Here is an 11,393-nt window from a genome sequence, read left to right as displayed (position 1 = left end):
ATCCATCAGGTCGGGATTAGCTTAGCGTCCTGTCCAGAAAACCGGCACCACCTCAGAAAGACCTGCAATCGGGGGATTGGTTGCACCCGAACGATGCGGGTTATGAGGCAATGGGCAATGCCATACCTCTAACTGTGTTTAGATAAGCCGGGGCGGAACGGTCGAGCATTGGCTTCACTGCATTCAAACTTACCTGCAGGTGGGTACTTGATGACCGGAGGGTAGTGAATAGTTTGGACGAATGAACCCGATTTCTCACCCGGCGCGATCTCCCGTCTATCGTATTGGCAGCACGACCGTTCAGAAGATCTGGGAAACCGACCTGAACGGCATGGCCTTTGGACAGCTGCTACCCGGCCTTGACGATCGATCGCGGCAGCAACATCCGTCATGGTTTCCTGACGGCACCCACGATGGCAAGGGCCATGCCTTCATGAGCGTGCATTCCTGGCTTGTGCATCACAACGGGCAGGTCATTCTGGTCGATGCCGGTGCCGGCAACGACAAGCGGCGGCCGCAGCAGAAGGCACTCGACAGTCTGTCGAACCCTTTCCTCGATCGGCTGCGCGCAGCCGGCGTCGCGCCGGAGGACGTGGATGTCGTGCTGATCACGCACATCCATTCTGACCATGTCGGCTGGAACACCAGGCTGGAGGATGGGCGGTGGGTACCGACCTTTCCCAACGCGCACATCATCCTCTCCGATCTGGAATACGGCTATGGCCTTGCCCTGACCGCGGGTGATGACGCCGCCATCCAGTCTGTTCGGGAACGTGCCGGGCTGGGCGAGCCGGTTCGCACCCCCGTATCCGGCACCTTTGCGGACAGCATCATGCCGCTTGCGTCGGCGAACATCCGCCAGGTGAGCGTCGACGGGTCAGAGGTGTTGCCCGGCATCCGCTTTCTACCGACGCCGGGCCACAGCATCGACCATGCATCGATCGAGCTGGTCAGCGACGGGGACATCGCGCTGTTTCCCGGCGACGTGTTCCATCATCCGGTCGAGGTGTTCGATCCTGATCTCGTTTCGATGTTCTGCGAATTTCCCGATGCGTCCCGATTGTCGCGTCGCTGGCTGCTCGATCACGCAGCCACGACACGCAGCACGATTTTCAGCAGCCACTTCCCGGGTTCGTCGGTCGGTCGGGTTACGCGGGTGGCCGACGGGTTCGCGTGGCATGCCGTTTGATGCGGATGGCGGGTTCCACCATCGTTCCAGGACAGGCGTGATAGCTCACATTCCGAATGCCCGTTTTGTAGCGATGCCATTTACCAATTAGACATCCACCGCTCCTAAGCCCGTTCCCATGCTTACCGCCCGTCAGATCAACCTTGTTCAGACCAGCTTCGCCTACGTCGTCCCGATCACTGACGAGGCTGCCGCCATCTTCTATGCCAAGCTGTTCGCGCTCGCGCCGGATACCCGCCCGCTGTTCAAGAACGACATGGCGGAGCAGGGCCGCAAGCTTTTCCTGACCCTCGCAACAGTCGTCGACGCGCTCGACAGGCTCGATACCATCGTCCCCGTTGCCGAGGAGCTTGCGATCCGCCATGTCGCCTATGGCGCGAGGGCGCGCCATTATGACGCGGTAGGCGCTGCCTTGATCGACACCCTGCGCGCTGGGCTTGGCCCCTTGTTCAATGCGGAAACCGAGGCAGCATGGGGTGTCGCCTATACGCTGCTGTCCGACACGATGCAGGCCGCCGTCCGTCGGGCGGCGTGACGTGCCGCCAGACCAAGCCGCGCCATCGCTCGCGAACCTGACGGTCCGGCTAGCCGACATGGCCGCGGGCGTCGCGCGCGAGTCCGAGGTCGCCGCCAGTGCGATCCGCGCGCTCACCGATCAGGTGCAACAGGTCGCATCGCTGGCCGCCATGCTGGACGGTGCCGCGACCGAGCTGGAACGCGAGGTCCGTCAACACAATGCGGTGTTGCTCATCGCCCGTGATGCCCTTGGCGAACAGCGGCCAGCGGTTGACGCGCTGGAACGCTCGCCCGACCGGCTGGCGATTATATCGCGCACAGTGCGCGACATTGCCCGCCAGAGCCAGATGCTGTCGCTGAACGCCCGGATCGAGGCGGCGCGTAGCGGTCCCGAGGCGCGCGGGTTCGCGGCCGTGGCGGCCGAAATGTCGGAGTTGGCGAAGCGTACCCAGGGGGCGACTGGCGATATCGGCAGTTCCGCAGAGGAGATCGCGACGGATGTGCAGGCCGCCCGAGCGTTGGTCGACACCCAGGCCGGGTTGGTGGCGAACCAGGCGGACCTACTCGACTCGGCGTTAGATCATGCCGAACGCCAGCGCGAAACCGCGTCGACCTTGGCCACGCTCGCCAGTGGCAGCGCGGAGCGCGTCAACGCCGCTGCCAGCTCCATCGGCCGGGTCGGGGCGACGGCCGTCGCCGTGAAGATGCTGGCACGCGAAATTGCGAAACGGGCCTGATCGGACCGGCCCGCTTTGCGATCTAGGCGCCCTCGGCCGGCCGCGCTTGCGGCGGGGCGGCGACAATGCTGTTCGCCGGGCGATGGGCCACGGCCTCGCCAGCATCGCCCAACGTCGGTGGCAGATCGATCATGGCGGCGCTCGCCTCCCACAAATCGGCCGCGTTCTCCCGGTCATAGGAAAGTGCCGATGAGGCCGTGACCTGCCCCATCGACACGTATTTGCCGTTAAGGTCGCCCATCCCGCCGTTCACGAGCGCCGCCATGCGTCGCGCCGAGGTGGCCGGCCGGTTTACGTTGCGCTGGAACAGGGTCAGCACCGGCAGGATATAGGACCATATGAATCGCAACGGCGCTGGATAGCGGCGGGCCAGGCCAGTGCCCGGGACCATGCCGGGGTCGAAGGCATTGACGCGGATCGAGCGGAGGTGCGCCTCCGGTGACGCTTCGAGACGCCGGGCCAATTCATAGGCCGTATAGATAATGCACAGCTTCGACTCGGTGTACCGCTTTTGCCCGGCCTTGCTTCCGGTAGCTTGATCGGCCGCCAATGCGGCGGCACCGGGGTAGGTCGGCTCCGGCAGACCGGTGCCGGTCGAGGCATCATGCGTGTTGCTGGCAACGAAGACGATGCTTGCCCCCCGCGCCATTACCGGCAGCAGCAGACGGGCCAGCAGATAGTGGCCCAGGTGGTTGACGCCGAACGTCTCATCAAAGCCATCGACGGTGCGCCGCGGCGTGCCGCCATCCTGCACTCCCGCGTTGCAGATCAGGCCCGCAAGCGGGGGAAGCGCCGCCTCGCGCAGCGCGTCGGGGAAGCGCCGCACCGAGGCGAGATCCGCTAGATCGAGTGGCAAGACATGGGCATGGACGCCCTGTCCGCGGAGCGTCGTGGCGGCCTGTTCGCCGCGGAGCAGGTCGCGACATGCGATGACGACGAGGATATCCGCATCGCGGCCCAGTTCGCGGCCAAAGGCCAGCCCCAGGCCAGCGTTGCCGCCGGTGACGATGATGGTCCGCTTGGCCATATCCCTCTCCTCCGACGACAATATACAACGTGACGCCGGATACCGACTAGCCGGTCGCGAGTGGACGCTCGCTTTTGATGTCGTACATGCTCAAGCTGCCCTTTAGACGGCCTTGCCACAGCGCCGGCGCTGGTACTTCAGGCGACCGTCAGGACGATCTTGCCCTTGATGCTGCCCCTCGCGGCGCGTTCGTGGGCCCGCATTGCCTCGGCCAGCGCGTAGCTGCTGTCCAGCACCGTCCAGCGCATCGCGCCTGCGACCGGCGACGATGACGGTATTGCCGAGATCGTGGAAGCGTTGCGCAAGAGCCTCGCCAATGCCTGATCCGCCCCCGGTGATGAGGATCGTATTACCTGACTGCTTCATGACAGAACTCCTTCAAAACGTCGGGACGGTCGTTTGCGCCGCTATCGTGCTTCCGAAAGATGGCGCTGGAAAGCCGGCAGGCGCGATCGATACGACCGGGCGCGTTGCCGGTTCGGAACGGCGGCGGTCCTCCATCAGTCCGCAGCCAGCCCCGCGCCGCTCCTGATGCGATCCACCACTTCGGCGTCCGACGCGCCGCGGATGCGCGCATAGGAGAGTTGAAACATCCACGATGCACGTGCCACCTCCACCGATGACTGCACGGGACAGGTGATCCACGCATCGCTCCAATATGGTGTGCGTCCCATGCCCCTGTGTGCAGCAGCGCAGCGATGCGACCGGTCAGGGGGATATGGGCGCTGCCGTCGAGATGGATGTGGCCTAGCTCGGGATCGCCGACATGGAACTCCGCGCCGTCGACGACGCCGGGTGAGCCGAGCCGCCAGTGGGTGAAGGAGGCGACACCGGGCCAACCTGCGACCATCCCGGCGAGTTCGCCGATCGGCGCGCCTGACCGAGGCGGGAGAGCAACTGCGCGAGCGGGTATCGGGGCCGTTCGCCGAGATCGACGAGGCCCTCGACGCGATCACCGGTACGGATGAGCCGACCGGACAGCTTCGGCTCATGGTGGCGTCGATCGCCGAGCGCGTTCTTTCCGGGCCATGTATCGCCGGGTTCGCCAAGGCGTATCCCGGCATCAAGATCGACGTGACCGTGAGCGATGCCGACCTCGATATCGTCGAGGCCGGCTTTGATGCCGGTGTCCGTTTGGGCGAAGTGCTGGAACAGGATATGATCGCCGTGCCGATCGGTGGCGAGATACGGATGATGGTGGTCGCCTCGCCGCGCTACCTGGCCGAACATGGTTGCCCGGAGCATCCGCGCGACCTGTCCCGCTTCGACTGCATCGGCTGGCGCGCCACCCCCGATACCGCGCCGTACCGCTGGGAGTTTGACGAAAACGGGCAGTCCTTCAGCGTACAGGTCGATCCGCAGATCACGACCAACGATCCGCGCTTCATGCTGCGCTCTGCGCTGGCGCACGCGGGGATCACCTTCGCGTTCGAGGAGACGTTCCGCGTCCATGTCGACCGCGGTGAGCTGGTCTCCATCCTTGAGGCGTACATGGAGCCGTTCCCCGGCTTCTTCCTCTACTTCCCGGCCCGACGACACATGGCGCCCAAGCTGCGCGCTTTCGTGGATTACCTGCGCGCGACATAGGGCGGCCGCCGTCATTTGCCTTGCTCCCGCGCGATGCGGCGATAGGGTCGCGGTTCGATAAATGCGGGAGCGGGTCGCGTGTCATATCTCTTCGATCCTCCCGCCCCGGTCATCGCCGCGACCAGTGACGGCGTCGGATTCCCGGTGCGGCGGGTGTTCTGCGTCGGACGCAATTACGCCGGTCACGCCCGCGAAATGGGTAGCGATCCGGTGCGGGAGCCTCCCTTTTTCTTTACCAAATGGGCGGAGGCGGTGGTCCCGGACGGTGCGACGATCGCCTATCCGTCCGCCACGCATGATTATCAATTCGAAGCCGAACTGGTCGTCGCGATCGGCGCGGGTGGCCGCGACATCGCCGCGGCGCGTGCGGCGGATCACATCTATGGCTATGCCGCCGGGCTCGACATGACCCGCTGCGATCTGCAAGCCGCCGCCAAGGCGACGGGGCGGCCGTGGGATGTGGCGAAGAACGTCGAACAATCGGCCCCGCTCGGGGTGATACGCCCCGCCGCCACGACGCCGCTCGATCCCGCCGCGGCGATCACGCTGCATGTCGGCGACACGCTGCGCCAGCAGGACGTGCTCGGCGCGATGATCTGGAGCGTCGCGGAGATCGTCGCGACGCTGTCCACCCTGTATCGGCTGGAGCCGGGGGACCTGATCTATACGGGTACGCCGGAGGGCGTCGGCCCGGTCAGCCCGGGGGACGTTTTGCGGGTCAGCATCGATGGCCTTGCCGACCTGTGCGTCACGATCGGCCCTCGCGCATGATCGAGCCCGTCCTTCACGGCTATTATCGCTCGACCGCGTCCTGGCGGGTGCGGATCGCCTTGAACCTGAAGGGGATCGGCTATCGCGATGCGTTTCACCACCTTGCCCGGGGCGCGCAGCATGATCCCGCCTTTCGACGGCTCAACCCGCAGGGATTCCTCCCTGTGCTGGAGGCGGATGGCGCGATCCTAACGCAAAGCCTCGCGATCTGCGAATATCTGGAGGACAAGTGCCCGACACCACCGCTCCTGCCCGGCGATGCCGCGACACGGGCGGCGATACGGGCGCTGGCGCAGATCATCGCTTGCGATACGCATCCCGTACAGAATCTGAAGGTTCTGACGCGGCTGCGCGCGCTGGGGCTTGAGGAGGCGCAGGTGATCGGCTGGGCGCGTGATACGATCGACGACGGATTGGCGGCCTATGATGCGCTGCTGCCGCCGCCGTCGGGCGATTATAGCGTCGGTGCGCAGGTGACGCTGGCCGACATTTGCCTGATCCCCCAATTGTACAATGCGCGCCGGTTCGGGGTGTCGCTGCGCTGGCCACGGCTCGAGGCGATCGAGGCGGCTTGCCTCGAGCACGAGGCGTTCCGCCGTGCCGCGCCGGAGGCGCAGCACGACGCCGAGTGATCGCGGGGCACGGCGCGACTCACGCCGTCGACGGGCCGGGGGCTACAGCGCTGACCTGGCCGTTCAGCGCGCGATGCCTCCCGCCGCCAGCACCGCCAGCGTCACCAGTTCGCTGGCGGTCGAGGTCATCGGCGCGATCTGCACTGGCTTCTCCATGCCCACCAGCATCGGCCCGATCATTTCGTCGCCACCCAGTTCGCGCAGCAGTTTTGCCGAGATATTGGCGGATTGCAGCCCCGGCATGACGAGAATGTTCGCCGGCCCGGACAAGCGCGCGAACGGATAATTCGCCAGCTGCTTCGGATTGAGTGCCACGTCGGGCGCCATCTCGCCCTCATATTCGAAGCCGACCTGGCGACGGTCTAGCACCGCCACCGCGTCGCGGATATTGTCGAGCCACTGGCCCGCCGGATTGCCGAAGGTGGAATAGCTGAGGAAGGCGACGCGCGGTTCGTGCCCCATACGGCGCGCCACCGCGGCGGTCTGCTCCGCGATATCGGCAAGCTCCTCGGCGCTGGGCCGTTCGTTGACGGTGGTGTCTGCGATGAACACCGTGTGCGACTGACCCACCATCACGTGGATGCCGAACGCGGTGCGCCCGGGGGCGGGGTCGATCACGCGCTTCACCTCGCGCATCGACTGCGCCCATGGGCGGGTGACGCCGGTGATCATCGCATCCGCCTCACCCATCTGCAGCAGTACCGAGCCGAAGATGTTGCGGTCCTGGTTGATCATCCGCTCCACTTCGCGGCGCAGGAAGCCGCGCCGCTGCAACCGCGCGTAGAGGAAGTCGACCATTTTCGGCACGAGCGGCGAGACGCGGCTGTTATGCAGCTCATATTCCTCGGGATTCTGAATGCCGAGCGCGCGCAGATTGTCGTAGACGTCCTCACGCCCGACCAGCACCGGGGTGCCGTAACCGCCCTCCTTGAAGGCGATCGCGGCCCGCAGCACGACTTCCTCTTCGCCCTCGGCGAACAGCACGCGCTTGGGATGCGCCTTCGCGCCCTCATAGGCGAGGCTCAGTACCGAGGTCGTCGGGTTGAGCCGCGCGCGCAGCGAGTCGCGATAGCTGGCCATGTCGAGGATCGGCTTGGTGGCGACGCCCGAGTCCATCGCCGCCTTCGCCACCGCGATCGACACCACTTCCATCAGGCGCGGGTCGAACGGCGCGGGGATGATATATTCCGCGCCGAACGTGTGCCGCACGCCATAGGCCGCCGCCACCTCCTCGGGCACGCGATCGCGTGCCAGTTCGGCGATGGCATTGGCGGCGGCGATCTTCATCGAATCGTTGATCCCGGTCGCCCGCACGTCCAGCGCGCCCCGGAAGATGAACGGGAAGCCGAGGACATTGTTGACCTGGTTCGGGTAATCCGAACGGCCGGTGGCGACGATCGCATCCGGCCGCGCCGCCTTGGCCAGTTCGGGTCGGATTTCCGGCTCCGGATTGGCCATCGCGAAGATGATCGGCGCCTTGGCCATGTCCTTCACCATCTCCGGCTTCAGCGCGCCGGCCGCGGACAGCCCCAGGAACACGTCTGCGCCCCCCAGCGCCTCGGTCAACGTCCGGCGATCGGTGTTGGCGGCATGCGCCGACTGCCACTGGTTCACGCCCTCACGCCCGGTATAGATCACGCCGGTACGATCGCAGATCAGCACGTTGTCGTGCCGCACTCCCATCGCCTTGATCAATTCGGTACAGGCGATCGCCGCCGCGCCCGCGCCGTTGACGACGACCTTCACCTCGTCCAGCCGCCGCCCGGTGAGCAGGCAGGCATTGATCAGCCCGGCGGCGCAGATGATCGCGGTGCCGTGCTGGTCGTCATGGAAAACGGGAATGTTCATCCGCTCGCGCAGCGTCTGCTCGATGATGAAGCATTCGGGCGCCTTGATGTCCTCCAGGTTGATCCCGCCGAAGCTGGGCTCCAGCACGGCGACCGCGTTGACGAACGTGTCGACATCCTCGGTCGCGACTTCCAGATCGATCGCGTCGACGTCGGCGAAGCGCTTGAACAGGACGGCCTTGCCCTCCATCACCGGCTTCGATGCCAGCGCGCCAAGGTTGCCCATGCCGAGGATCGCGGTGCCGTTGGAGATCACCGCGACCAGATTGCCCTTCGCGGTATAATCATAAGCGGTGGCGGGATCATCCGCGATCGCCCGTACCGGCACCGCCACGCCCGGCGAATAGGCCAGCGCCAGATCGCGCTGCGTTGCCATCGGCTTGGAGGCGATGATCTCGATCTTCCCCGGCCGTCCCTCGGAGTGAAACAGCAGCGCCTCACGCTCCGAAAAGTCGTTGATCCGCTCCTGGGGGGCAGCGGCGGCGGCGGCGGCGGGCGTGCGATCGTCGGTCATGCGCGTGCCCTTAGGGAAAGCTGCCGCAAATGGGAATGATCAGTCTGTAAGTATCTCAATCCCTTCAAGCGCCAGCAGGCGGCGTTTGGCATTGAGGCCGCCGGCGAAGCCGGTCAGCGCACCCGATGCGCCGATCACGCGATGACATGGCGTGACGATCGAGATCGGATTGCGCCCGTTCGCCGCGCCGACCGCGCGCACCGCCGCCGGCCGGCCGATGGCCCTGGCGATCGCGGCATAGCTGCGCGTCTCACCGAACGGAATGGCATCCAGCGCGCGCCACACCGAACGCTGGAAATCGGTGCCGCGCGGCGCGAGCGGCAGCTCGAACCGCGTCCGTGTCCCCGCAAAATATTCGTCGAGCTGCGCCCGTGCCTCGATCAGCAGCGGGTGCGCCGTCGCGATCGTGCGCGCCGGCAGGGCGACCCGGCCGGGGCGATCGTCGGGCCATAGCACCGCCACCAGCGCGGCATCGTCGGCAACCAGCGTTAGCGTGCCGAGGGGGGAGGGGAGGGGGCATTCGTACAACATGGCCGTAACCTTATCGCGCCCGGCCCGGCGCCGCATCCCGTCGCTTGCGATCAAATCGGCGGCGATGTGGCGGGTGGCCAACCGCTGCCCCGCCGCTTATGCCGCGCACAGAGTAATCGATGACCGCGACCACCCCCGCCCCCGCCCCTACGCCGATGATGGCGCAATATCTCGCGCTCAAGGCGGAGGCGGCGGACTGCCTGCTGTTCTATCGCATGGGCGATTTCTTCGAGCTCTTTTTTGACGATGCGCGCGTGGCGGCGCAGGTGCTGGATATCGCGCTCACCGCGCGCGGCGAACATGCCGGTGAGAAGGTGCCGATGTGCGGTGTGCCGGTGCACGCCGCGACCGCCTATCTGCAGCGGTTGATCAGGGCCGGGCACCGTGTCGCGATCGCGGAACAGACCGAATCGCCAGAAGCCGCCCGCAAGGCGCGTGGATCGAAGGCGCTGGTCCATCGCGCGATCGTCCGCGTCGTCACCGCCGGGACACTGACCGAGGAAACGCTGCTCGATGCGCGCGCCGCCAATTGGTGCGTCGCGATCGGCGAGGCGGCGGGTGAGCTGGCGGTCGCCGCCGCCGACGTATCGACCGGGCGGTTCGAGGTGATCACTTGCGATGCCGCCGGGCTGGGGGCCGAACTGGCCCGGCTGGCGGCGGCGGAAGTGGTCGCGGCGGAGGGCGGCGACGTGCCCGCGACGGTGTGGCGCCCGCGGCCCGAGTTCGACAGCGCGCAGGGCGAGGCGCGGCTGAAGCGGCTGTACGGCGTCGCCACGCTCGACGGGTTCGGCCAGTTCGGGCGCGCCGCGCTGGCGGCGGCGGGCGGGCTGGTCGCCTATCTGGACCATACCGCCAAGGGGCGGCTGCCGTTCCTGCGCCCGCCCGTGCTGATCGCCGCGCGCGCGGCGATGGCGATCGATGCCGCGACGCGCGAAAGCCTGGAGCTGACCGCCACCGCCGCCGGGCAGCGCAAGGGCAGCCTGCTCGATGCGATCGATCGTACTGTCACCGGCGCGGGCGCGCGCCTGCTGGCGGCCGATATCGGCGCGCCGCTGATGGATCGCGATGCAATCGAGGCGCGGCTCGACGTGGTACAGTTGTTCCACGATGACGCCACGTTGCGCGATCGGTTGCGTGCGGCGTTGCGCGCACTTCCCGATATCGGGCGCGCGCTCGGGCGGCTGGCGGCGGGGCGCGGATCGCCCCGCGATCTGGCGCAATTGCGCGACGGGCTGGATGGCGCGTGGATGCTGGCGGAGCGCCTCGACTCGCTGGAGCAAGCGCCCGGCATGCTGGCCGAGGTCGCGCCACGGCTGCGCGGGCATGGCGCGCTGATCGACCTGCTGAAGCGCGCGCTGGTGCCCGCGCCACCGATCGAGGCCAGCGACGGGGGCTATATCGCCGCCGGCTATGACGAGGCGCTCGACGCGCTGCGCGATACCGGCAGCGGAGGGCGGCGCGCGATCGCCGCGCTGGAGGCGACGTTTCGGCAGAAAACCGGCATCACCGCGCTGAAGATCCGGCATAACGGCGTGCTCGGCTATCATATCGAGGTGCCCGCGCGTGCCGCCGATCCGTTGATGCGGGCGGATTCGGGCTTCACCCATCGGCAGACGCTCGCGGGGGTGGTGCGCTTCAACGCGCCCGAATTGCATGACGTGGCGATCAGCGTGACGCAGGCGGGCGCGCATGCGCTGGCGGCGGAGGCGGCGCATCTCGAGGAATTGACCGCCACCGCCTTGGCATCGCGCGAGGATATCGCCGCCACCGCCGACGCGCTGGCGCGGCTTGATGTCGCGGCGGCGCTGGCGGAGCGCGCGGTGGAGGGCGGCTGGACCCGCCCCGTTTTCGCCGATCATGCCTGTTTCGAGGTGCGCGAGGGACGGCACCCGGTGGTCGAGGCGGCGCTGGCACGCTCGGGTGATCGGTTCGTCGCCAACGATTGCGTATTGGGCGAACGCTCGCGGCTGTGGCTCGTCACCGGCCCCAATATGGGCGGCAAGTCCACCTTCCTGCGGCAGAACGCGCTGATCGCGGTGCTG

11 protein-coding genes and 2 pseudogenes are annotated in these 11,393 nt (G+C 66.9%); 7 read left to right on the top strand and 6 right to left on the bottom strand.

The window, feature by feature from the left end:
• Positions 1-241 precede the first annotated feature (241 nt).
• The 3 genes from ACFDSW_RS11405 to ACFDSW_RS11395 all read left to right on the top strand — a co-directional run bounded on the left by ACFDSW_RS11405 (position 242) and on the right by ACFDSW_RS11395 (position 2,442).
• Positions 242-1,189 carry an MBL fold metallo-hydrolase gene (locus ACFDSW_RS11405; protein WP_375250411.1) on the top strand — a complete coding sequence of 316 codons (948 nt, stop codon included), beginning with the start codon at positions 242-244 and terminating at the stop codon, positions 1,187-1,189.
• Between the two features lie 118 nt (positions 1,190-1,307).
• Positions 1,308-1,724, top strand: a complete 417-nt coding sequence (locus ACFDSW_RS11400; protein WP_375250410.1) for a globin family protein — start codon at positions 1,308-1,310, stop codon at positions 1,722-1,724.
• A 58-nt stretch (positions 1,725-1,782) separates the two neighbouring features.
• Positions 1,783-2,442 (top strand): methyl-accepting chemotaxis protein, encoded by a 660-nt coding sequence (locus ACFDSW_RS11395; RefSeq protein WP_375250409.1) that lies wholly within the window; start codon positions 1,783-1,785, stop codon positions 2,440-2,442.
• Positions 2,443-2,464: 22 nt separating this feature from the next.
• Here the strand turns inward: ACFDSW_RS11395 and ACFDSW_RS11390 are convergent, their stop codons facing one another.
• The 4 genes and pseudogenes from ACFDSW_RS11390 to ACFDSW_RS11375 form a co-directional block, all read right to left on the bottom strand.
• On the bottom strand, positions 2,465-3,490 hold the full coding sequence (locus ACFDSW_RS11390; protein WP_375250408.1) for an SDR family NAD(P)-dependent oxidoreductase: 1,026 nt from the start codon (positions 3,488-3,490) through the stop codon (positions 2,465-2,467).
• A 216-nt stretch (positions 3,491-3,706) separates the two neighbouring features.
• A pseudogene (locus ACFDSW_RS11385) lies at positions 3,707-3,835 on the bottom strand (SDR family NAD(P)-dependent oxidoreductase); the annotation flags it as partial.
• A 134-nt stretch (positions 3,836-3,969) separates the two neighbouring features.
• Positions 3,970-4,143 (bottom strand): hypothetical protein, encoded by a 174-nt coding sequence (locus ACFDSW_RS11380; RefSeq protein WP_375250414.1) that lies wholly within the window; start codon positions 4,141-4,143, stop codon positions 3,970-3,972.
• Between the two features lie 38 nt (positions 4,144-4,181).
• Positions 4,182-4,319 (bottom strand): annotated as a pseudogene (locus ACFDSW_RS11375) (luciferase family protein); the annotation flags it as partial.
• On the opposite strand from ACFDSW_RS11375, the gene ACFDSW_RS11370 reads away from it, so the two are divergent.
• The 3 genes from ACFDSW_RS11370 to maiA all read left to right on the top strand — a co-directional run bounded on the left by ACFDSW_RS11370 (position 4,310) and on the right by maiA (position 6,459).
• The gene (locus ACFDSW_RS11370; RefSeq protein WP_375250413.1) at positions 4,310-5,056 is read left to right on the top strand and encodes a LysR substrate-binding domain-containing protein; all 747 of its coding nucleotides are present in this window, start codon (positions 4,310-4,312) and stop codon (positions 5,054-5,056) included. The pseudogene ACFDSW_RS11375 and the gene ACFDSW_RS11370 sit on opposite strands and share 10 nt — an antisense overlap.
• Before the next feature lie 78 nt (positions 5,057-5,134).
• The gene (locus ACFDSW_RS11365) at positions 5,135-5,827 is read left to right on the top strand and encodes a fumarylacetoacetate hydrolase family protein (protein ID WP_375250407.1); all 693 of its coding nucleotides are present in this window, start codon (positions 5,135-5,137) and stop codon (positions 5,825-5,827) included.
• A complete protein-coding gene (gene maiA / locus ACFDSW_RS11360; RefSeq protein ID WP_375250406.1) occupies positions 5,824-6,459 on the top strand; it encodes a maleylacetoacetate isomerase in 636 nt (211 codons plus the stop codon). The genes ACFDSW_RS11365 and maiA overlap by 4 nt, the downstream gene beginning before the upstream one ends.
• A 63-nt stretch (positions 6,460-6,522) precedes the next feature.
• Here maiA and ACFDSW_RS11355 read toward each other — a convergent pair whose 3' ends face one another.
• Together ACFDSW_RS11355 and ACFDSW_RS11350 are read right to left on the bottom strand one after the other, a co-directional pair.
• Positions 6,523-8,820: an NADP-dependent malic enzyme gene (locus ACFDSW_RS11355; RefSeq protein WP_375250405.1), complete on the bottom strand. Its 2,298-nt coding sequence runs from the start codon at positions 8,818-8,820 to the stop codon at positions 6,523-6,525.
• A gap of 39 nt (positions 8,821-8,859) precedes the next feature.
• Positions 8,860-9,351 carry a methylated-DNA--[protein]-cysteine S-methyltransferase gene (locus tag ACFDSW_RS11350; protein WP_375250404.1) on the bottom strand — a complete coding sequence of 164 codons (492 nt, stop codon included), beginning with the start codon at positions 9,349-9,351 and terminating at the stop codon, positions 8,860-8,862.
• Between the two features lie 155 nt (positions 9,352-9,506).
• Here ACFDSW_RS11350 and mutS point away from each other — a divergent pair.
• The coding region (gene mutS / locus ACFDSW_RS11345) for a DNA mismatch repair protein MutS (RefSeq protein WP_375250412.1) at positions 9,507-11,393 on the top strand (1,887 nt) is incomplete at its 3' end.

This window comes from Sphingomonas sp., from assembly GCF_042091075.1.
Lineage (GTDB): Bacteria > Pseudomonadota > Alphaproteobacteria > Sphingomonadales > Sphingomonadaceae > Sphingomonas.
This window is presented reverse-complemented; position numbering and strand designations above follow the sequence as displayed.

Coding starts and splice junctions, on each gene's coding strand:
- ACFDSW_RS11405 (WP_375250411.1), top strand. CDS start 242: ATGAACCCGATTTCTCACCCGGCGCGATCTCCCGTCTATCGTATTGGC.
- ACFDSW_RS11400 (WP_375250410.1), top strand. CDS start 1,308: ATGCTTACCGCCCGTCAGATCAACCTTGTTCAGACCAGCTTCGCCTAC.
- ACFDSW_RS11395 (WP_375250409.1), top strand. CDS start 1,783: ATGGCCGCGGGCGTCGCGCGCGAGTCCGAGGTCGCCGCCAGTGCGATC.
- ACFDSW_RS11380 (WP_375250414.1), bottom strand. CDS start 4,143: ATGGGACGCACACCATATTGGAGCGATGCGTGGATCACCTGTCCCGTG.
- maiA (WP_375250406.1), top strand. CDS start 5,824: ATGATCGAGCCCGTCCTTCACGGCTATTATCGCTCGACCGCGTCCTGG.
- ACFDSW_RS11355 (WP_375250405.1), bottom strand. CDS start 8,820: ATGACCGACGATCGCACGCCCGCCGCCGCCGCCGCCGCTGCCCCCCAG.
- ACFDSW_RS11350 (WP_375250404.1), bottom strand. CDS start 9,351: ATGTTGTACGAATGCCCCCTCCCCTCCCCCCTCGGCACGCTAACGCTG.